Below are 20915 nucleotides of genomic sequence, written 5' to 3' on the forward strand. Positions count from 1 at the left end.
CACCGACATTAACCGAGCTTTCGGGCACCAGCTCCCGCGCGGTCGGTACCAGCGCCTCCCAAGGGGAGCCGATGAACGTCCAAAGTCTCCGACAGGTCTGTCGCCGCACTGGCATCAAACCACCACTTAGGGGGAAAGTGGGCACGTACGCCCGGTCTGTCTCGCCGGGCGAGGACCTCGGCGCGAGGTGGTGCTGCCCATGGCTGACCAAGAGACCCACGAGAATCCGGACGCGGCGGACCGGGCGGGCCCGGCGGATCCGCCCGGGGGCGCCGCGGGAGGCCCCGCGGGGGCCGGTCCGGAGCGGGAGAGCGACACGGAGCGCAGACGCAGACGGGCCCAGTTCCTCCGCGAGCTGAACGAGGCCAAGGAGCTCCGGGAGCGGGTGCAGCCCCGCCGGGCCCGGGCCGCGCGGATGCGCCAGCAGATGCGGATGCGTACGTTCCGGTGGTGAGCCGGGGGGCGGCCCGGGGGGCGGTCCGGACGTGATCCGGGGTGGATCCGGGCGGGATCCGGCGGTGACACGCCCGTCCCGATGACATCCGTAAGGCCCCCACGTGAGGCACATCTCTTCGGACTGCTGCACGACGCAGCGCGGAAGACCTCTCGCAACGGCCCGCTTTCTGCCACGATTCCGAGTGGGCGGGGTGGTCCCCGTCCGGCCCGGCAACGCCTATGACCAGTGGGAGAGTCACGGTGTACTTCGCCGCACTGCTCGCGCGCACCGAAGACGGGTGGCAAGCGAGCGACACAGACCTCGACAACGTGGAAACCCTGTCCGACTTCGCCGACCTGGCCCGCGAGACCGCGGTCGACGACGACACGGTCCTGGTGTTCATCGAGCAGGAGGACGCCTGGTTCGGTGTCGTCCGGGTGGACGGCGAGGACGACCCCCGCATCTACCTCTCGGACGCCGTCGCGGCCAGCCGCAGCTCCTACGGGGCCCTGCTGGCCGACGAGCTGCTCGGCCGGGACGACATCACGGAGGACCTGGACAGCCTCCCGGACCTCGACGGCACGGAGGACGGCGAACCGGAGCCGGCGGAGGACGAGGCCGACGCCCCGGACGCCGTCACCCCGGTGCCGGCCGGGCCGCTGGGCGACGGGCAGATCCTCGCCGACCTCGGCATGGGCGAGCGCGAGCTCAACGCCCTGAGCGAGGACGCCCTCGGCGAGATCGCGGACCTGCTCGGCTGCACGGACGTCCTGGAGGCCGTCCGCTGACGGCCCGCCGCCCGCCCTCGCGCACACTGGTGCGATGAACGAAGCCGTCCCCGGCCCCGTCCGGCACGATCACCGGCCCGATCCCGTACGCGACCCCGATCCCGTGCGGGACCCGTGGCGGGCCCCGATGCGGGCCGCCCTGGCGGAGGCCGCCCTGGCCCCCGGCACCGGGGACGTCCCGGTCGGCGCCGTCGTGCTGGGCCCGGACGGCTCCGTCATCGGCCGCGGTCGCAACGAACGCGAGGCCACCGGCGACCCGACCGGCCATGCCGAGGTCCTCGCGATCCGCGACGCCGCGCGGGCCCTCGGCGAGTGGCGGCTGTCCGGCTGCACCCTCGTCGTGACCCTGGAGCCCTGCACGATGTGCGCGGGCGCCATCGTCCTCTCCCGCCTGGACCGGGTCGTCTACGGCGCGGTCGACGAGAAGGGCGGCGCGGCCGGCTCCCTCTGGGACGTCCTCCGCGACCGCCGCCTCAACCACCGCCCCGAGGTCATCGAGGGCGTCCTCGCCCCCGACTGCGCGGCCCTGCTCACGGACTTCTTCCGCGCCCTCTGACCCCGCCCGGCCCCGCCGGAACGCCCTCGCGGAGCCTTCGCGAGCCCGTGAGGAGCCCTCCTCCGGGAACCGATTTCAGAGCACGGCCCAACGTCCGCTAAGCTCTCTCTCGGTAGCGTGTCCGAGCGGCCTAAGGAGCACGCCTCGAAAGCGTGTGTGGGGGCAACTCCACCGTGGGTTCAAATCCCACCGCTACCGCTTCAGGGAACCGCCCTCGATCTGCACTCGCAGGTCGGGGGCGGTTCTCGTATGTGCCCGTCGCGCGTGCCGCGCGTGCCGCGTTGAAGCGGAGCAGGTGATAGGCGACGAGCGTGGTGAGGGTGCCCAGCGCGATGCCGGAGACGGCGAAGCCCGAGCCCAGCTCGACGGAGACCCCGCCGATGCCGACGACCGTGCCCGCGGCGACGGACACGAGGTTCACCGGATCCGTGAAGTCGACCTTGTGCTCCGCCCAGATCCTGGCGCCCAGCAGGCCGATCATCCCGTAGAGGATCACGGTGATGCCGCCCAGGACCCCGCCCGGCGTCGCGGCGACGAGCGCCCCGAACTTGGGGCAGAGGCCGAACAGGACCGCGACCAGCGCGGCGACCCAGTAGGCGGCCGTCGAGTACACCCGGGTCGCCGCCATGACGCCGATGTTCTCGGCGAAGGTCGTGGTGGGCGACCCGCCCACGGAGGCGGAGAGCGCGGTCGCCACCCCGTCGGCGAAGACGGCCTTGCCCAGGCTCCCGTCCAGGTCCGTGCGGGTCATCTCCCCCACCGCCTTCACGTGCCCGGCGTTCTCGGCCACCAGGGCGACCAGGACCGGCAGGGTGACCAGGACCGCGCTGAGCCGGAACTCCGGCGCCTGGAGGTGCGGCAGCCCGAACCACGCGGCGTCGGCCACCCCGGAGAGGTCCACCCTCAGGTGATCGGTGACCCTACCGGTGGCGTCGATCGCGTGCACCGGGCCGGTGACCCGGTCGAGGGTCCAGGACAGGACGAACCCGAAGAGCAGCCCGAAGAGGACGGCGAGCCGCGCCCAGAAGCCGCGCAGCAGGGCCGAGGCCGCGATGACCACCGTCATCGTCGCCAGCGCGACCCACTGGTCCTGCGGCCAGTACGCCTTGGCCACGACGGGCGCCAGGTTGAAGCCGATGAGCAGGACGACGGCACCGGAGACCACCGGCGGGAAGACCCGGTGCACGAGGGCGGGGCCGACCCGGTGGATCAGCAGGCCCAGGGCCGCGACGACGAGCCCGGTGACCAGCACGGCGCCGGTGACCGCGGCCGTACCGCCGCCGGCGGCCCGTACGGAGGCGACGGCGCCCACGAAGGCGGCGCTGGTCCCCAGATAGCTGGGGATCCGGCCGCGGACGATGAGCAGGAACACGATGGTCGCCAGGCCCGACATCATCACGGACAGGTTGGCGTCCAGCCCCATGACCGTGGGGAAGACGAACGTGGCGCCGAACATGGCCACCACGTGCTGCATGCCGAGCCCCACGGTGCGCGGCCAGGACAGCCGCTCGTGGGGCAGCACCGCCGTGCCCGGCGGGGGCGCGCCGCCGTCGCCGTGGAGGGTCCAACGGGTTCCGAATCTGTTGCCCGCCATGGGCGCCGGCCGCCTTTCGCACGTCTACGGGTGGTGGGGGGTAAGGGCGCGGGGTGCCGCCCGGGCGGCACCGGCCGGCGGCCGGGCGGGACGTCGTCCGTCCTCGCCCGGCCGCGCCGGTGCCGTGGTGCCCGCTAGGAGGCGAGGGGGAGCGCGGCGGCCACGGGGGCGGGCCACGCGACGGCGGCGATCTCGTCGACGAGCGCGGCCGGCATCATCCCGAACCGCTCCCGGAGGGAGTGCAGCCTGGCGCCCAGGGCGGGGGCGTCCGCGAACTCACAGGTGATGATCACGTTGCCGTGCTCCTGGCCGTCGATGTGCAGCCGGGTGGCGCGCACCAGGTCCAGCTCCTCCTCCAGGGCGCGCGCGAGCGCGTCCGTCAGCCCCTCGACCGGGAACTGGAAGGCGAGGCGCTCGCGTTCCCCGGCCGGCGCCTGCGTCCGCCGGGCGGACCAGTCGCCGCGCACCATGTCGACGAGGCACCCGTAGGTGTTCCGCCCCGAGCTCGCGATGGACAGCGTGGTCGAGCCGGAGACCCGCGGGTTGATCTCGATGACCTGGTAGGTGCCCGCGTGGTAGATCATCTCCACCTCGACGGCGCCCTCGACGCCGATGTCGGCGCACATCGACCGGAGCCGGGCCGCCACCGGCGCGAAGTCGGCCTCGGCGGCCGGGCGGGGCGCCGAATAGCGCAGCGCCCCGAAGGTGAACTCGGGCTTGCCGCCGGTCTCCCCCTTCCAGACGAGGGGCTGGATCAGGAAGTCGCCGTCGCGGCCGACGATCTCGACCGAGCACAGCTCGCCGCGCAGGCACTTCTCCAGGACGGCGTTGCCGTCGTACGGCCGGTTCAGGTACTCCTGAAGGTCCGCCGAGCCGTCGAGGAAGGCGACCCCGTTGGCCAGGCAGTCCCACAGCGGCTTGGTGAGCAGCGGGTAGCCGAACAGCTCGGCGCTGCGCTCGACGAGCTCGGGGTAGGCCGGTACCGCCAGGCTGCGGCCGTTGAGGAGGTCCCCGTCGAGGAGGATGCCCTCGGGGGTGTCCAGGCCGTGGGCCCGGACAAGCTCCTTGGTGTCCCACTTGTTGGCCAGCGTCCGGGTGATCTCCACGCCGTGCATGACCATGGGGATGCCGTGGGCGGCCAGTCCCTCCTTGACGAGGGCGTCGCGCAGGGCGTTCTCGTCAGCGATCGAGAGGGAGACGACGCCGTCCGGCGCCCACGCGACGAGGCGGGCGACGAGCTCCTCGCAGGAGACGTCCGGGCTGAGCTTCTCGGCGGTACCGGGGAAGTCCTCCGGTCCGCACTCGCCGTCGGTGTAGAACAGCCTGGCCTCGATGCCGGCGGTGTCGAGGCCGTCCCGGAGCCCGTACAGGTAGGGGGCCGTCTGCTGGACCTCGATGGACCTCAGGAAGGCGATCCTCTTCATCGCGCGGTCTCCATCTCGACCGTGACGCCGTTGAGGATCTCCAGCGCGGCCTTGTTCGTCTCGGCGGCGGTGTCACCGCGGAGGATGACGTGCCCGATGCGGCCGATGTTGTCGGTGGGGCCGCCCACCTCGTCGCCCGGCTGCTTGTAGACCGAGGAGGCCACGACGTGCCCCGCCTCCGGGATCCCGTCGATCCGGCGGAAGGTGCCGGCGTGCGGCGCGGTGAAGAAGCGGATCGCGGCGGCGCCTGTACGGGTCGGGGTGACGTCGGGGCGCTCCCCGACGGCGGCCTGGAGGTACGCACGGGCCTCGCTGACGCCCAGGGCCTCGGACACCAGCTTCATGATGTTGTCGCCGGGCGGCCGGGCGCCGATCTCGATGATCTTGGCGTTGCCCCGGGAGTCCAGCTTGACCTCGGTGTGGGCGACTCCGTCGCGCAGGCCGAGCGCGGCGATCGCGGCGCTCACCACGGCGAGCACGGCCTCCTGGTCCGGCGCGGCCAGCTCGGCGGGCACGGTGTGACCGGTCTCGGCGCGGCTGGCGTCGTCGGTGGTGAACTTCTCGGTGACGGCGAGGTGGTGGGCGACGCCGCCGGAGACGATCGTCTCGATGCTGAACTCGTCGCCGTCCACGTACTCCTGGGCGAGCAGGGTGGTGTCCAGGGCGATGCCGTGCGGGAACTCGTGCGTCTGCTGCTGGGCGAGCGCGGCGGCGGCCGGCAGCCCGGCCTCGGACCGGACGACGCTGACGCCGATGGAGCCGGCGTTCTCGGCGGGCTTGACGACGAGCGGGAAGGAGAGCCCGCTCTCCTTGATGCGCAGGGCCAGGGCTTCGTGGTCGGGGGCCGTCACGGTGCGGGGCGCGGCGACGCCGTGCGCGTCGAACACCTCGGCCATCAGGCGCTTGTTGCGGCAGGCGTCCGCGAACTCCGGCGCGTGGCCGGGCAGGCCCAGCGCGGCGGCGACCCGGGTGGCCAGCGGGGAGAGGAACTCCCAGGAGGTGACGACGCCGTCGATGCCCTCGGCACGGCAGAAGGCGGTGAGGTCGGCGACGGCGGTGCCGGCGTCGGAGAAGTCGGTGAAGACCGTCCCCGCGATCCGCTCCTTGAGCTCGGGCCGGTACTGGTCGTAGAGGTCCTCGTGGGTGGCCACGTGGACCCGGTACCCGAGGTCGGCGGCCGCCGTCAGCAGGTCTTCACCGGCGTAGACGTTCGCCTCGATCAGCAGGACTTTCTTCACGAGTGGCTTCCTTCCATGGCGGAGACGCCATCGGCGTGGACGGTGGGGGCGGCGGGGGCGGGTGCCTGCCGCAGGCTCAGGACCAGGGGCACGGCCAGCAGGCTGAATCCGGCGAGGAACAGCCAGGGCCAGGCGGGGCCCCGGTCCAGCAGGGCGGTCAGCACCGCCGGGGCGACGGCGCCGCCGAGCGTCCACGAGAGCTGGAACATTCCGAGATAGCGGCCCCGGGCGTGGGCGGGGGCCATGGAGACACTGAGCTCGCCCATCGGCGGGGAGCCCAGCACCTCGGCGAGGGTGTAGAGGACGACGGCGCCCAGCAGGCCCGCGACCACGGCCCAGGAGGGGACGAGGCTCAGGGCCGCGAAGCCCGCGAAGGCCACCGCGTTGGTCACGGCCGCCAGGGCGATGACCTTGGCGGGCCGGTGCCGTTCGATCCACCGGGTGGCGACGGTCTGGGTGGTGGCCACGAGGGCGGTGTTGAGGGTGATGAGCACACCGGCCACCCAGGCGCCCGCGCCCAGGCTGTCCACGGCGTAGACGCCGAGCAGCACGCTGAGCACCATCGAGGCCAGGACGAAGGCGAGGTTGGCCGTGACCAGCCGCATATAGGCGCCGTCACGGAGGACGGTGAGGTAGCCGGCCCGGGGGGCCTCGCCGGCCGCGGCGGCCTTCTCCTCCGCGCTCGGCTCACCGGCCGGCCGCCAGGTGGTGATCAGCCAGGCGGCCAGGAGGTAGCTCAGCGCGTTGACAGCTACGAGCACCCTGAGGCCCGTGGTGCTGGCGACGGCCATCGCGAGGGAGGCGACGGCACCGCCGAAGCCGATGCCGACGTTGCGCAGGGCCCGGATGAAGCCGAACCAGCGCGTCCGGTCCCCTTCCGCCGCCACCAGGGGCACGAGGGCGCTGCCGGCGGTCCAGTACAGGGACGCGCCGGTCTGGACGATCAGCTGGGTGGCCACGATCTGCCAGGTCTCGTGGGCGAGGAAGAGGCAGGCGAAACCGAGGGCGGAGATCAGGTTCCCCACGCCCACGACCACCCGGGGACCGAAGCGGTCCAGGAGCCGGCCGGCCACGGCGGGCGCGGGGAGGGCGAGCGCGTAGCCCAGGGTGAGGGCCGTGCCCACCGAGACCAGGGAGAGGTCCGTGGTCCTGGTGAAGTAGACGACCATGAAGGCCATGACGAGCCCACTGGCCAGGCTGTCGATGACGTTCGCCGCGACGAAACGGCCGCTGCCGGACAGGTCGGGGAGTCCCAGGCGGGCCAGAAGGGTGTTCCGGCCGGTGTCAGAGGATGAATCGACTGACATTCATGCCCCATTTCATATGTGCTTCCTTGTGCCGGATCCGGGTGGCGGATCCGGCGTCGTTCGGTGTCCGGGGGGCCGTTCCGGGCGCGGTCGGTGCGCTCGCCGGTCAGGTCACAGGTCGTAGGCGCGGCGGAACTTCTCCGTGATGTACTCGCCGGACAGCACGGGTTCGTGGCGGGCCGGACGGTCCGGGTCGGCGCAGGTGGGGATGCACTCGATCACGGCGTCGAAGTTCGGCTGGTGGAAGAACGGCATGGAGTACCGCTCGCGGTGGGCGGCCTCGCGGGGCGGGTTGACCACGCGGTGCACGGTGCTCACCCACTTGTCGTTGGTCCAGATGGCCATCAGGTCACCGATGTTGATCACGAAGGAGCCGGGGATCACGGGGACGTCGAGCCATTCGCCGTCGGCGCCCTGGACCTGGAGGCCGCCGGGCGCGTCGTCCTGGTAGAGGACGGTGAGGCTGCCCCAGTCGCTGTGCAGGCCCTTGCGGAGCTGGCCCGGCCGCGGGGGTTCCGGCTGGGCCGGGTAGTAGTTGGTCGTCAGGTTGGTCATGTGCTGGTCGACCTTGTCGTCGAACCAGTCCTCCGGCAGGCCGAGGGCCAGCGCGAACAGCCGCATGATGTCCACGGAAAGCTCTTCCATGGCCGCGTAGTAGCCGCGGTACGCCTCCTCGAAGCCGGGCAGCGCGGGCCACTTGTTGGGCAGCCGGAGCCGCTCGTCGGCGGAGGGCGGCAGCACGGCCCCCGGGTCGCCGAGGCGGTTGTACGTGAAGGTCTGGGACAGGTCGGGGCGGCGGCGCTCGTGCTCGACCGCGGCGTCCGCGTTGGACGCGGCGAGGCTGCCCGACCGGCCGAAGCCCCGCATCAGCGGGTCCGCGGGGTCGCTCAGCAGCGCGTCCTTCTCGGGCTGCGGGAGGGCGAAGAACTCCTTGGTGGCGCGGTACATCTCGGCGATCACGGCCTCGGGCACACCGTGGCCGACGATCACGAGGAAGCCGCTCGTCTCGCACACCGTGCCGATGGCCTCGGCGACGTTCCGCCGGCCGAGGGCGTCGCCGCCGCGGGCCGAGCTCAGGTCGATGACCGGGACGTACCCCTCCACGAGGGTGACCGGCGACGCCGGGGTCTCCAGGAGCAGCGGCATCGCTTCACTCAACGTCATTGTCCGTCTTTCCTTGTCTGTCCTTCGGGCAGTCCCCACCGGGGGGCGGGGGGCCGCCAGGTCTCGTACATCCGGAAGAGTTCCTCCGCGTTCCCGACGGGCACGAAGGACTGGAGTTCTTCCGGGCGGAGGAAGCCGTTGGCCGCCATGCGCCGGGCCATGCCCATGAGGCGGCTCCAGTAGCCGTCGGTGTTCAGCAGCGTCACGGGCTTGCCGTGGTATCCGAGCACGAGCCAGGCCCAGACCTCGACGATCTCCTCGAGGGTGCCGACGCTCCCCGGGAGGGCGACGAAGCAGTCGCCGAGGTCGGCCATCATCTGCTTGCGTTCGTGCATGGTGTCGACGACGTGCAGGCGGGTCAGGCCGCGGTGCGCGACCTCGGCGTCGACCAGCGACTTCGGCATCACGCCGGTGACGGTGCCGCCGGCCTCCAGGGCCGCGTCGGCCACCGCGCCCATGAGGCCGACCGCGCCTCCGCCGTAGACGATCTCCACTCCGGCCTCGGCCAGGGAGCGGGCGAACTCCCGGGCCTCCCGCTCGAACACCGGGCGGTTGCCCGACGCCGAGCCCGCGTAGACGGTGACCTTCACCGCTGCCGTCCGGCGCCGTGGGGGAAGTGCCGGCCGGTCACGGGCTGACCCGGCCGAAGGAGTCGAACGCCGCGTGCGTCAGCGGCATGAGGCGGGCGAACTCGCGCTCCATCTGCTCCGCGACCATCTCGATCTCACGCTGCGGGTGGGAGACGTAGGAGGCGTCCTTGCGGTTGGTCCGCAGGCCGAGAAAGTGCATCAGCGAACGGGCGTTGCACGTCGCGTACACGGCCGAGTAGGTGGACACCGGCAGGACCATGCGCGCGAGTTCCCGGGCGACACCGCTCTCCAGCAGGCTCGTGTACTCCTCGTACGCGGCCGTGTAGACGCGGGAGGCGGACTCGGTGAGCCGCGTGTGGTCGCCGTCGGCGCCGGGCACGTACTGGTAGTCGCCGGGCTTGCCCTCCTGACGGAGCAGGCGGTCGCCGTCCGGCACGTAGAAGACCGGGTTGATCTCGCGGTAGCGGGCGCTCTCCTCGTTGAACGACCAGGTGCGGTGGCGCATCAGGTGCCGCACGGTGAAGATCGGGGCGTTGATGAGGAACGTCATGTAATTGTGCTCGAACGGGCTCCCGTGGCGGCTCCGCATCAGGTACTTGATGAGGCCGTCCATATAGCCCTCGCCGCGCTCCTCGCGGTGGGCGTCCTCGCCAGCGGTGGAGACCCGTGCGGCGCGGACGACACCCACGTCGCTCGCGGAGTGGTCCACGAGTTCCACGGTGATGTCGCTGCGCAGCTCGAACCGGGGGCGGTCCAGGAGGCCCACGGAGGCGGTGTCGCCGTCGGGCGTGATTTCGGTCCGTGCATTCGCCATGGCGGCGCTCTCCATTATTTCGTTCGTGTCATTGAATTCGAATAAGGGGCACACCGGTGCGGCCTCTTCGCCGCCCGGCCGGGGGGTTTTATCCCCAGCCGGAGTCGGCGCGGAATGCGGGGGCGGCGGAGACGAACGTCCGGTCCTGGTCCTCGGTGACCTGGCCCGATGCGGCCGGGATCAACAGGGCCGCCATCGCCGAGAATCCCAGCGCCGTCACCACGGACGTCTTGACGAAACCCTGACGAGTAACCCGGACCAGCGCGCCGTTCTTTCGCATTACCCCACCCCTGAGAAGTTTTCCCGGCCGCGTTTTCCGGCCCGGCGATGACTCGATCCTGCACCGTCTCGGGTGGCGGGAGAACGGCTGCGCGGGATCACCTCTTCGCACTGCACGAAAGTGAGGGGGCTCCCGACTATCCGGAATTTCTACGTCCATATTGGCCGAGCCCCCCGCACAGCACCGCAAACCACCCGCGTTGGACAATGCCTCTGGCATATTCACTTAACGACGGGACGCAACTGCGATGGATCAGGGCACCGTTCCCCCGCTCGCGGGGCCGACCTCCCCCGTACTCACCACCGAGGCCCGGGAGTTGTACCGGCGGGCTCTCCGGGACGGTGCGACCGGCCCGCTCCCGGCCGGCGACGACGCCGTGCGGCAGCTCCTGCACCTGGGACTGGTCGAACCCGACCCGGCGGAGTCCGGGCGCTACCTCCCCCTCGACCCGCAGATCGCCGAGGCGCGGATCGGCGTCGCCTGGCGGGCCAAGGCGCTGGACCTCCTGGACCAGGCCGCCGACATCCGGGACGAACTGGCGCCGTTCGTCGAGGAGTACCAGCGGATGCGGCAGTCCGCCGTCCGCAACGACGCGTTCGACAGGCTGCGCGGCCGGCACGCCATCAACTTCCACCTGGACAGCGCCCTCGGCGGCTGCCGGGAGGAGCTCCTCACGGCGCAGCCGGGCGGCGGCCGGTCCAGCGCGGTCCTCCAGGAGGCGCTCGGCCGCGACCGGCCGCTCCTGGACCGCGGCGCGAGCATGCGGACCCTCTACCAGCACAGCGCGCAGTTCGACCCGGTCACCCGCACCTACGTCACCGAGGTGACGGCCCTCGGCGCCCAGGTGCGCACCCTCGACGAACTCTTCAAGCGCCTCATCGTGGTCGACCGCCGGCTGGCCTTCATCCCCGCCGCCGACGACGACAACAGCGCGGTCCTGATCAAGGACGAGTCCGTCGTGCGCTACCTCGCCGATATCTTCGACCGCAACTGGCAGCGCGCCACGCCGTTCCCCACGGACTACAGCACCGCCGCGACCTCCGCCATCTCCACCGAACTCCGCCAGACCATCGTCCGGCTCCTCATCGAGGGCGAGAGCGAATCGGTGATCGCCCGCCGGATCGGCGTGAGCAAGCGGACGTGTGCGTCGCACATCGCGCGGCTGAAGCAGGAGCTGGACGCGGAGACGCTGTTCCAGCTGGGATACCGGGTGGCGGTGCAGGAGGCGCGGGAGGGGAGCGCGGCGCCGGCGTGAGGTCCGGGCCCGGTCGTACGGGTGCCGACGTCGCGGCGGCGGACGCCGGGTCCCGGCCGGCGGCACGAGGACGACCGCCCGCGCCCGGCGCACGGCCGGACGCGGGCGGAGCGCGACCCGAGTGGGGGCTTCGCCCCCGGCCCCTCACGCCTTGGGCAGTTCCTTCATCGACCGCAGCGGCGAGAAGAAGATCAGCAGCCAGCTCACCGCCATGATCCCCGCCCCCGTCCACAGCGCCGCCCGCAGCCCCGCGAGCTCGGCCAGGAGGCCGGCCAGGAGGGAGCCGACGGCCAGGGCGCCGGTGACCAGGAAGCGGAAAGTGGCGTTCATGCGACCGAGGAGGTGGTCGGGGGTGAGCTCCTGGCGGGCGGTCACCTTGATGACGTTGTCCGAGCCGATCTTGAAGGTGATGGCCAGCCAGGCGAGCGCGGCGATCCAGAGCGCGGGGCCCCGGTCGAGGCGGGCGATCAGGGCTCCCATCGGGGCGACGGCCAGGCCGATCACCCACATCGACCGGCCGTGCCCGAGCCGCCGGCCGAGGGCGCGGGCGCACAGGGAGCCGAGGAAGGCGCCGACGCCGCCGAGGCCCAGGTAGGCGCCGAGCAGGCCCTCGGAGAGGCGCAGCTCGCGGACGAAGAGCACCGGGAGCAGGGTGAGGCTCATCTGGACGGCCAGATTGGTGGCGGCGCCCTCCAGGGCTATCGGGCGCAGCAGCGGATGGCCCAGGACGAAGCGGGCGCCCTCCAGGATCTCCTTGCCGAGGTGCCGGTCCGGCTGCCGCTTCGGCGCCGGCTCGGGGCGCCGCACCCGCAGCAGGCACAGCGCCGAGACCACATACGTGGCGGCGTTGACGCCGATGGCCAGCGGGGCGGTGATCAGCTGGACGAGGTAGCCGCCCGCGCCGCGCCCGGCGACCGAGTTGACGGCCTCCGCGCTCATCAGCCGGGCGTTGGCCTCGCCGAGCCGCTCACGGCCCACGACGTGGGGCAGGAAGCTCTGGTTGGCGACGTCGAAGAAGACCGTCGCCACGCCGCCGATCAGCACGACCGCGTAGAGCTGATAGAGAGTCAGGGCGTCGTACCACCAGGCCACCGGGACCGAGCCGAAGAGCACGGCGCGGACCACGTCGGCGGTGATCTGGAGGCGTCTTCGGCGCATCCGGTCGACCCAGGCGCCGGCCGGCAGCCCGATCAGCAGGAACGCGAGGGTGCTCAGCGCGGCGAGCGCGCCGACCTGGCCCGTGGAGGCGTCCAGTTCCGTGACGGCGAGCAGCGGGACGGCCAGATAGCTGATCTGGGTGCCGAACTTGCTGGTCGCCCCGGCGGCGAAGACGTACCGGAAGTCCTTGAGGGCGAAGACGGAGCGGACGGCCGGCGCGGCGGTCTCCGGGGAGGCCGCCGCGTCCGCCCGCGTGCGCGAGGGCGTTTCCGAGGGGGACGTCACGGGCTCAGGCGGTTCGGAAGCGGACCTGGCGGGCGATCACGTCGCACCGCGCCACCGCGTCGTCGCCGTCGTCGCCGGTGACCAGCATGAAGCCCGCGCAGCAGTCGGCGACGGTGCGCAGCGGCGGGATGGTGTCCCCGGGGTTGCGGGCGATCACCACGCCCCGGTCGTGGGGGGTGATCTCGTGCAGGAGCGGGAGGTAGGCGTCCGTGAGCTCGCCCGGCGGTACGCGCCGGACGACGGCGTCGATGTCGTCGTCGATCTCGACGGCCTCGACGGTGCCGGGCTCGGGGACGAAGAACTGGATGGCCGCGCCGCCGATCGGCTCCGGCGGGGTGAGCGGCAGCTCGTCGATGCCGAGCGGGACGGTGAGCATCATCCGGGCGAGGTCCAGGCCGAAGGCCCGGTTCACCAGGTGCTGCATGGCGTGGCCGCCGAGCCGGGCGTGGGACTCCAGGACCCGGGGGCCGTTCGGGGTCAGCACGTACTCGCTGTGCGAGGGGCCCTCGGTCAGGCCGACGGCGTCGAGCAGCCGGGCGGTCATGTCCCGCAGCTCGTCCAGGTAGGGGACGGCGACCCGGCTGGGGGTGCTGACCGCCCACTCCACGAAGCGGTCGTTCATGCGGTAATCGGAGTAGCCGATGACCAGGTGGCGGCCGCCGAGCGAGAAGCCGTCGACGCTGACGACCGGGCCGGAGAGGAACTCCTCCGCGAGGGCCGAGGTGAGTCCGGCCGCGGTCATGGACTCCCAGGCGCGGACGGCCTCCTCGGCGCCCTCCACCCGGTTGATGTGGCGGCTGGCCGCGCCGTCGACGGGCTTGAGGACGATCGGCCCGGCGACCGAGGCGGCGAACTCCGCGGCCTCCTCGGCGCTGTGCACCACCTGGTGGCGCACGGGGCTGAGGTCGTGCTTGGCGAGCAGCTCGCGGGTGAGGGCCTTGTCCTTGAGCGAGCGCTGGGTCTGCTCGCCGACGCCGGGCAGGCCCAGCGCGTCGACGACGTGGCCGCAGGCGACGCCGGCCGGCTCGGAGGTGGTGAGGACGCGGTCGAACGGGCGCTCCTCGTGCAGCGGGCGCAGCACCTCGAGGACGGCCGGGCCGTCGGTGATCGGGGCGTGCACGATGCGCTCGCAGTGCTCCGCGATCGACGGCTCGTAGAGGCCCTCCTCGTGGACGAGCACGATGTCGATGCCCAGGTCCTTGGCGCCGGCGATGGGGGCCGGGCGGCCGCCGATCCACGCTACTCGAAACATCAGTTGACTCCGCTTGTTGTCGTACGAGGGCTCGTAGGAGGGGTGGGGCGAGGGGTGAGGCGAGGGGTGTGCCGGGAGGACGGGCCGCCGGGTCTCATGTGACGGCGACGCGTACCGAGATCCCGGCCAGCGCGGTGCCCATCACATAGCGCTGGATGTTCAGCCACCGGGGACGGCTCTTGAGGAAGGCGGAGATGGATCCGGCTCCCAGGGCGATCAGGGCGTTCACGGTGACCGCGACGACGATCTGGGTGAGGCCGATCAGGAGGCTCTGGAGCGCCACGGAGCCCTTGTCGGGCTCGACGAACTGCGGCAGCACCGAGATATAGAGGATCGCGATCTTGGGGTTGAGGAGGTTGGTGACCAGACCCATCGTGAAGAGCTTGCGCGGCGGGTCCGGGGGCAGCGGCTTGGGGTCGAAGGCGGAGGTGCCGCCGGGCTTGAGCGTCTTCCAGGCGAGCCAGAGCAGATACGCCGCGCCGGCCAGCTTCACCGAGGTGTAGACGGCCGGCACCAGGGTGAAGAGGGTGGCTATGCCGGCGATGGCGGCCAGGAGGTAGACGAAGAAGCCCGCGGCGACGCCGAGCAGCGAGACCAGTCCGGCCCGCTTGCCCTGGGTCACCGAACGGGACACCAGATAGATCATGTTGGGGCCGGGGGTGAGCACCAGGCCGAGCGCGATGACCGCCATGCCCACCACGGCGTGCATGCTGACCATACAACTCCTTTGCTAACGGAGCGTTTGCCGGCGGTCGGGCCGCAAGCCGCCCCGGGCGACGGGGGATCCCGGTCATTCAACCGCAACGCAGTCCAGGGTGAATTGGTCGGCCGTGGCCAGAATCGACTTCTCCACCTCGTGGGTGGTGCCGCCGCGGAACCGGAACCGGGCGCCCACGTGCTCGTAACCGCCGACCTTCGGCATCACATAGCCGATCTGCGGGACGACGGTGGCGTACGGAGCGGGGCCGGAACTCGGCGGCAGCGAGGTGCCGACGACCTCGCAGGGCGCGGGCACCGGGGTGGGCACCAGCAGCCAGCCGCCGGTGCTGCCGTGCGGAACCGGGTCCAGCGCCGGTTCCCGGCCGACCTGGATGGCGGCCGCGGCGGACATCAGGTCGACGCCGTGCACCTCGCGCCAGATGAAGGGGATCTCCGCGCCGCCGACCCGGCAGCCGGCCTCCAGGAAGGTCAGCCGGGGCGCGCCGGACTCCTCGGTGCCGACGAACACCTCCAGGTGGAAGACCCAGGGGCGGCGCCCGCCGAGGGCGGCCGAGACGGCGGCGGTGAACTCACCGAGCGGACCGAGAAGTTCCGGATCGTCCTCCTCGACCGAGCCCAGGGTCTGGCCCTCGGTGAAGTCGACGCAGGTGTTCACATAGCGGGAGGCCGTCCAGGGGCCCAGGGCGGTGCCGGTCCACAGCCCGTCGATGTGGAAGATCGTGTCCGGGCAGAGCGTCTGCACCAGCCGGGCCTCGGGCTCCAGCGCCTCCAGCTCGCCGAGGTCCGCCGCCGAGTCCAGGCGCATCACGCCCCGGCTGGCGGTCCCCCGGCGGGGCTTGACGATCACCGGCCAGCCGTGGGCGTCCGCGAACTCCCGCACCGACTCGGCGTCGGGGGCGTCCGCGAAGGCGGGCGTACGGATCCCCGCGCCCGCCACCAGCTCCGTCATGGTCAGCTTGTCGCGGAACCGGGCGAGCTCCATGGGGCTCTGCCCGGGGCAGCCGAGCTGGGCGCGCAGCAGCGCCGCCGTGTCCAGGTCGCCCTCGTTGAGCGCGACCACCCGGGCCGGCGTGCCGAAGCGCACGGACAGGGTGTCGGCGGCCTGCTTGACCTGGTGGAAGTCGTCCGTGGCACGGACCGTGACGATGCCCGCCGCGCTCTCGGGGATGGACTGCCGGCCCAGCACCGTGGTCACGTACGAGACGCGGTGCGCGCTGTGGTCGATGTAGTTCTCGTACAGCGCGTACCGGTCGCGCCACCGGTGGATGACCAGGATGTGGTCGCTCAAGGCTGTTCCCTTCTGGCGTGGTCGTGGATCCGGCGCACGGCGTACGTCGCGGTGAGGACGGCGGCACGGGCCGCGCCCAGGGCCTCCTGGGCGGCGTCGAGATCGGCGTCCGGCAGCCCGCCCACCACGTCCGTCGCGCACTCGATGAGGTGCAGCGCCACCCGGGCGAGGTCGTCGTCCGGGCCGAATTCCTTGGCGACCGCCTTGTGGGCCGATTCCAGCAGCTGTGCTGCGTTGCTTTGCACAGGGTTCTCCCGTCGGTCGAAGCGGGCTCCTCGCGGGCCGCGCCGTTGTGTCGGGCGCGGCCCGCGAAGAGCCCGGCGGCCGGACCGGCCGATGATCGACCCGTCAGCCGATGCTGAAGCGGATCCGGTCGTTGATGTCGTCGCACTTGGCCACGGCGTCGTCGGCGTCCACGCCGGTGGCGATGACGTAGCCGGAGACGCAGTCGGCCACGGTCAGCAGCTCGGGCACCTCGTCACCGGGGCCCTTCTGGATCACGGCCGCCACCTCCTCGTCCCGGAGCTGGTCCAGGTAGGGCAGGAAGACCAGCGGCACCTCGCCCTTCGGCAGGTGGCGCACGGTGGACGGAATGCCCTCCTCCACGTCGACCGAGCGGACCGTGCCCGCGTCGGGGGTGAAGAAGCGCACCGCGGCGCCCGCGACGGGCTCCGGCGAGGTCTCCGGCAGCTCGTCGATGCCGAGCAGCACCGTCAGGAACATCCGGTTGAGGTCGAGGCCGAAGGCCCGGCGGACCAGCTCGGGGGCGCCGCTGCCGGCGAGGCGGGCGTGCGACTCCAGCACCCGGGGGCCGTCGGGGGTCAGCACGAACTCGCTGTGCGAGGGGCCCTCGGTGAGGCCGACCGCGTCGAGCAGCTTCACGGTGAGGGCGCGCAGCTCGGCCAGGTGCGGGCGGGCGACCCGGCTGGGCGTGCTGACCTCCCACTCCACGAAGCGCTCGTTCATCCGGTACTCGGAGTAGCCGATGGTGAGGTGCCGGCCCTCGAAGGAGAAGGAGTCGACGCTGACGACCGGGCCGGTGAGGAACTCCTCGGCGATCGGCGCGGTGATCCCGGCGGCCTGGAGGGTCTCCCAGGCGGCCGCCACCTGCGCGGGCTCCGAGATCTCGTGGATGTGCAGGCTCGCGACGCCGTCGACGGGCTTGAGGACGATCGGGCCGCCGACCTCGGCGAGGAACGCGGTGGCCTCCTCGACGCTCTTCACGACGCGGTAGCGCACCGGGCTGAGGTCGTGCTTCGCCAGCAGCTCACGGGTGAGGGCCTTGTCCTTCAGGGCGCGGGCCGTCGCCTCGGAGACGCCGGGCAGGCCGAGGGCGTCCACCACGAAACCGGTCGACTCGGCGGCCGGCTCGGTCGTGGTGACGACGCGGTCGAAGGGGCGCTCCTCGTGCAGCGGGCGCAGCACGTCCAGGATGGCCTGGCCGTCGGTGAGCGGCGCGTGGATGATGCGCTCGCAGTGCTCGGCGACGGCCTCGTCGTACGCGCCCTTCTCGTGGACGAGCACGATGTCGATGTCCAGCTCCTTCGCGCCGTTGATGGGCGCCGGACGGCCGCCGATCACCGCTACGCGGAACTTGCGGGGCATGCGAACTCCTATGGGGTGTCAGATGAGGAGGGGGGTGGTGATCAGCTGGCGTAGATGCGGCGCAGCCAGCGGGCCCCGGCGTCGGGGAGCGGGCTGAAGGCCTTGCGGCGGTGCAGCACCCGGGTGTTGTCGAAGATCATGAAATCGCCGGCGTTCAGGACGAGCTCCCTGGACCCGGCGCCCGTCAGGGACTCCGAGAAGGCGGCGAGCGCGGTGGCGCCCTCCTCCGTCACCCCCCGGGTGGTGCCCCGGTCGTAGCGGGCCCGCAGCCGGCCGTCGGGCGCGGTCTCCAGCAGCCGGGCGGGTGCCAGCTCCCGGACGGAGCCGTCCATGTCGTTGGAGGCGGGCACGCCCACGGCGAACTCCGGCCGCTGGAGCAGCGTCCGGGTGTGCTCGTCGAGCGCTTCGGCGACCCCGTCGACCGCCGTGAGCTCCGTGGGCACGCGTTCGTCGTTGCGTACGGCGTAGAAGGAGAGGTAGTGCGGGACGTACAGCCGGGGGTCGGTGCCCGGCTCGCCGAACGGCAGGTGCGGCTGGTCGGAGTGCCAGAAGAACTCCGAGTCCGCGCCCCAGGAGCTGGTGATGCCGCTGGCGGCCGGGTTGGGCACGACATTGCGGATCAGCCGGCCGTCGTTCTCGTAGCTGACGGCGAAGGGCGTGGCGCCCAGCAGCTGGAGCAGCCCGAAGTGGAGGGCGTTGATCACGGCCAGGCCGGTCTCGTCACCGTAGCCGTGCACCGGGGTGTCCGGGAAGTCCTGCCGCGGGAGGTTGCCCAGGATCAGCGCGTGGGCGCCGGCCACCGAGAAGATCTCCAGCTCGTGCAGGACCTGGCCGGGCAGGAGGTTGCCCAGGGCGTGCGCGCCGATCGTGGCCAGGATCGCCTCATCGGCGTCCGAGTCCAGTTCGGTGGCGGCCACGCGCTCGGCGATCTCCTTGCCCAGGAGGTCCCTTGTACCGTCGTCGAGACGGAATTCGGACAGTCGTATGCCGTCTGTCATCGAGGGCTCCGATCGGTCACTCGCGTGCGGGTGCTCAGTCATGGCCCGCTACGGGAATCCAGTAGGTCCGCGCGCGCGGGTCCCAGCGCCGGGCCAGCGGGTCACGCAGACGCCGGCTCACGAGGCCGATCGGCGTGACCACGAGGTAATAGGCGGCGAAAAGCAGAGGTTTGGGCATCGTCCTGCTCTTTCTCGGGGGCTTCTTCGTCGTTGCGTGGGGCGGTCCGCCGGGCCCGGCGGCGCCGCGAGGGCCTGCCTCGCGGCCACGGTCGGCCGGGGCCCGGCCGGGGGCCTAGTCGAGCGGAATCGCCTCACGCCAGTCGTTGTCCTCGTGCCACTCGGGCTGCGCGGACTTCTCCAGCAGGAAGTTGCCCACCGCCAGGAGGTCGATGTCGGTGCGCATGAAGCAGGTGTAGGCGTCCTCCGGCGTGTTCACGATCGGCTCGCCGCGCACGTTGAAGGAGGTGTTGACGAGCACCGGGCAGCCGGTCTCCTCCTTGAACGCGGTGAGCAGCCGGTGGTACGGCGCGTTGTTGTGCTCGGAGACGGTCTGCACCCGCGCGGAGGAGTCGACGTGGGTGACGGCGGGGATGGTGGACCGCTGGACCTTCAGCAGGTCCAGGCCCTTGGCGTCGGACTTCGCCTCCTCGACCCGCTGCGCCTCGGCGACCTGGGTCACCACGAGCATGTACGGGCTCTCCTGCGGGAGGTCGAAGTAGTCCTTGGCGTCCGTGTCGAGCACCGAGGGCGCGAACGGCCGGAAGGACTCCCGGAACTTGATCTTGAGGTTCATCGCGGACTGCATCACCGGGTCGCGCGGGTCGCCGATGATCGAGCGGGCGCCGAGCGCGCGGGGACCGAACTCCATCCGGCCCTGGAACCACCCGACGATCTTGCCGTCGGCGAGGCCCTTGGCGACCTCGCGGGCCAGCGCGTCCGGCTCCAGGCGGGTGTACGGGACGTTCTTGCCGTCGAGGTACGCCGCGATCTCGTCGTCCGAGTAGCCGGGCCCGAGCAGCGAGCCGGACATGGCGTCCCGGCCGGTGCCCAGGTGGGTGCGGCGGGCACCGCGGTCGGCGGCCACGGCGAGCGCCGCGCCGAGCGCGCCGCCCGCGTCACCGGCGGCGGGCTGGATCCAGACCTCGTCGAAGATCCCCTCGTTGATGATCTTGCCGTTGGCGACGCAGTTGAGGGCGACGCCGCCGGCCAGGACGAGGTTCTTCTCGCCGGTGCGCTCACGGGCCGCGCGGGCCAGCTTGACGACGACCTCCTCGGTGACCTGCTGCACCGAGGCGGCGAGGTCGAACTCGCGCTCCGTGAGCGGGCCCTCGGGGCTGCGGCGGGGCCCGCCGAAGAGCCGCTCGAAGCCCCGGCCGGTCATCACCTCGCCGCGCAGGTACTCGAAGTAGCGCATGTCGAGCCGGAAGGAGCCGTCGGGCTTGACGTCGATCAGCTTCTCGCGGATCAGCCCGGCGTAGCGGGGCTTGCCGTAGGGCGCGAGGCCCATCAGCTTGTACTCGCCGGAGTCCACCTTGAAGCCGCAGAAGTAGGTGAACGCCGAGTACAGCAGGCCCAGCGAGTGGGGGAAGCGGATCTCGGCGACGGGCCGCAGCCGGTCGCCCCGGCCGTGCCACATCGTGGTGGTGGCCCACTCGCCGACGCCGTCGATGCACAGGACGGCCGCGGACTCGTAGGGGCTCGGGAAGAACGCCGAGGCCGCGTGCGACTCGTGGTGCTTGCGCACGTCGATCCGCGGGACCCGGCCGAGGCCGAGCTCCAGCAGCTCGCGGCGGACCGTGTCCGCCGTCCTGCGCTTCCACTTCAGCCACTCCGGCACGGTGTGCTGGAAGGCCGGGAAGGCGTACGGGGCGGAGCCCGCGAAGGTCGCGAGGACGCGGCGGAACTTCAGCTCCGGGTCCTCGTAGTAGGCGACGGCGGAGACGTCGCGCAGGGTGGCGCCCACCTCGTCCAGGCAGTACTCGACCGCCCGGGCCGGGAAGGCCGAGTCGTGGCGGCGCCGGGTGAAGCGCTCCTCCTGGGCCGCCGCGACGGGGACGCCGTCCGCGACCAGGGCGGCCGCGCTGTCGTGGTAGTAGGCGGAGACGCCCAGAACCAGGTCAGACATGCCTGTGCTCCTTAACGCGCGAAGGACGGCCGGTCGGC

The 20915-nt window shown here is 72.0% G+C and carries 20 protein-coding genes, 1 tRNA gene and 1 pseudogene; 5 read left to right on the forward strand and 17 right to left on the reverse strand.

What is annotated here, in order from left to right; genetic code table 11:
- Window positions 1-199: 199 nt before the first annotated feature.
- The 4 genes from LUZ64_RS27660 to LUZ64_RS27675 all read left to right on the forward strand — a co-directional run bounded on the left by LUZ64_RS27660 (window position 200) and on the right by LUZ64_RS27675 (window position 1978).
- The gene (locus LUZ64_RS27660) at window positions 200-454 is read left to right on the forward strand and encodes a hypothetical protein (protein ID WP_095582144.1); all 255 of its coding nucleotides are present in this window, start codon (window positions 200-202) and stop codon (window positions 452-454) included.
- Between the two features lie 221 nt (window positions 455-675).
- Entirely contained in the window at window positions 676-1224 is a 549-nt protein-coding gene (locus tag LUZ64_RS27665; RefSeq protein ID WP_095582135.1) for a tRNA adenosine deaminase-associated protein, read from the forward strand.
- 34 nt (window positions 1225-1258) lie between these two features.
- Window positions 1259-1780, forward strand: a complete 522-nt coding sequence (gene tadA, locus LUZ64_RS27670; RefSeq protein WP_095582134.1) for a tRNA adenosine(34) deaminase TadA — start codon at window positions 1259-1261, stop codon at window positions 1778-1780.
- A 111-nt stretch (window positions 1781-1891) separates the two neighbouring features.
- Window positions 1892-1978 (forward strand) — tRNA-Ser (locus LUZ64_RS27675).
- An 88-nt stretch (window positions 1979-2066) separates the two neighbouring features.
- Here LUZ64_RS27675 and LUZ64_RS27680 read toward each other — a convergent pair.
- The 8 genes and pseudogenes from LUZ64_RS27680 to LUZ64_RS27715 form a co-directional block, all read right to left on the reverse strand.
- Window positions 2067-3374 (reverse strand): annotated as a pseudogene (locus LUZ64_RS27680) (uracil-xanthine permease family protein); the annotation flags it as partial.
- Window positions 3375-3508: 134 nt separating this feature from the next.
- A complete protein-coding gene (locus tag LUZ64_RS27685) occupies window positions 3509-4798 on the reverse strand; it encodes an ATP-grasp domain-containing protein (protein WP_095582133.1) in 1290 nt (429 codons plus the stop codon).
- Complete coding sequence (locus tag LUZ64_RS27690; RefSeq protein ID WP_095582132.1) at window positions 4795-6036, reverse strand: ATP-grasp domain-containing protein; 1242 nt, start codon at window positions 6034-6036, stop codon at window positions 4795-4797. The genes LUZ64_RS27685 and LUZ64_RS27690 overlap by 4 nt, the downstream gene beginning before the upstream one ends.
- Window positions 6033-7343, reverse strand: coding sequence for an MFS transporter (locus tag LUZ64_RS27695; RefSeq protein WP_095582131.1), 1311 nt, complete (start codon window positions 7341-7343; stop codon window positions 6033-6035). Before LUZ64_RS27695 ends, LUZ64_RS27690 begins: the two co-directional genes overlap by 4 nt.
- A gap of 111 nt (window positions 7344-7454) precedes the next feature.
- Window positions 7455-8507: an isopenicillin N synthase family dioxygenase gene (locus LUZ64_RS27700; protein WP_232390386.1), complete on the reverse strand. Its 1053-nt coding sequence runs from the start codon at window positions 8505-8507 to the stop codon at window positions 7455-7457.
- Window positions 8504-9097, reverse strand: a complete 594-nt coding sequence (locus tag LUZ64_RS27705; RefSeq protein WP_095582129.1) for an LOG family protein — start codon at window positions 9095-9097, stop codon at window positions 8504-8506. Before LUZ64_RS27705 ends, LUZ64_RS27700 begins: the two co-directional genes overlap by 4 nt.
- Before the next feature lie 37 nt (window positions 9098-9134).
- Entirely contained in the window at window positions 9135-9911 is a 777-nt protein-coding gene (gene thyX, locus LUZ64_RS27710; RefSeq protein ID WP_095582143.1) for an FAD-dependent thymidylate synthase, read from the reverse strand.
- A gap of 88 nt (window positions 9912-9999) precedes the next feature.
- On the reverse strand, window positions 10000-10191 hold the full coding sequence (locus tag LUZ64_RS27715) for a hypothetical protein (protein WP_095582128.1): 192 nt from the start codon (window positions 10189-10191) through the stop codon (window positions 10000-10002).
- Window positions 10192-10438: 247 nt separating this feature from the next.
- Here LUZ64_RS27715 and LUZ64_RS27720 point away from each other — a divergent pair, with 247 nt between their 5' ends.
- On the forward strand, window positions 10439-11446 hold the full coding sequence (locus LUZ64_RS27720; RefSeq protein ID WP_095582127.1) for a LuxR family transcriptional regulator: 1008 nt from the start codon (window positions 10439-10441) through the stop codon (window positions 11444-11446).
- 144 nt (window positions 11447-11590) lie between these two features.
- Here LUZ64_RS27720 and LUZ64_RS27725 read toward each other — a convergent pair whose 3' ends face one another.
- From LUZ64_RS27725 to LUZ64_RS27765, 9 genes are all read right to left on the reverse strand, one after another.
- Entirely contained in the window at window positions 11591-12889 is a 1299-nt protein-coding gene (locus LUZ64_RS27725; RefSeq protein ID WP_095582126.1) for an MFS transporter, read from the reverse strand.
- Between the two features lie 4 nt (window positions 12890-12893).
- The gene (locus LUZ64_RS27730) at window positions 12894-14141 is read right to left on the reverse strand and encodes an ATP-grasp domain-containing protein (RefSeq protein WP_095582125.1); all 1248 of its coding nucleotides are present in this window, start codon (window positions 14139-14141) and stop codon (window positions 12894-12896) included.
- 94 nt (window positions 14142-14235) lie between these two features.
- A complete protein-coding gene (locus LUZ64_RS27735) occupies window positions 14236-14859 on the reverse strand; it encodes a LysE family translocator (RefSeq protein ID WP_095582124.1) in 624 nt (207 codons plus the stop codon).
- Window positions 14860-14931: 72 nt separating this feature from the next.
- Window positions 14932-16149 carry an ATP-grasp domain-containing protein gene (locus LUZ64_RS27740; protein WP_095582123.1) on the reverse strand — a complete coding sequence of 406 codons (1218 nt, stop codon included), beginning with the start codon at window positions 16147-16149 and terminating at the stop codon, window positions 14932-14934.
- Window positions 16146-16394: a hypothetical protein gene (locus tag LUZ64_RS27745; protein ID WP_232390387.1), complete on the reverse strand. Its 249-nt coding sequence runs from the start codon at window positions 16392-16394 to the stop codon at window positions 16146-16148. Before LUZ64_RS27745 ends, LUZ64_RS27740 begins: the two co-directional genes overlap by 4 nt.
- 103 nt (window positions 16395-16497) lie before the next feature.
- Complete coding sequence (locus LUZ64_RS27750) at window positions 16498-17754, reverse strand: ATP-grasp domain-containing protein (RefSeq protein WP_095582122.1); 1257 nt, start codon at window positions 17752-17754, stop codon at window positions 16498-16500.
- 41 nt (window positions 17755-17795) lie between these two features.
- The gene (locus tag LUZ64_RS27755; RefSeq protein WP_095582121.1) at window positions 17796-18752 is read right to left on the reverse strand and encodes a TauD/TfdA family dioxygenase; all 957 of its coding nucleotides are present in this window, start codon (window positions 18750-18752) and stop codon (window positions 17796-17798) included.
- A gap of 34 nt (window positions 18753-18786) precedes the next feature.
- Window positions 18787-18930: a hypothetical protein gene (locus LUZ64_RS27760; protein WP_170116791.1), complete on the reverse strand. Its 144-nt coding sequence runs from the start codon at window positions 18928-18930 to the stop codon at window positions 18787-18789.
- Window positions 18931-19044: 114 nt separating this feature from the next.
- On the reverse strand, window positions 19045-20877 hold the full coding sequence (locus LUZ64_RS27765; protein WP_095582120.1) for a carbamoyltransferase family protein: 1833 nt from the start codon (window positions 20875-20877) through the stop codon (window positions 19045-19047).
- Between the last annotated feature and the right edge of the window lie 38 nt (window positions 20878-20915).

The sequence above is a fragment of the Streptomyces albireticuli genome (genome assembly GCF_021228125.1).
GTDB lineage: Bacteria > Actinomycetota > Actinomycetes > Streptomycetales > Streptomycetaceae > Streptomyces > Streptomyces albireticuli.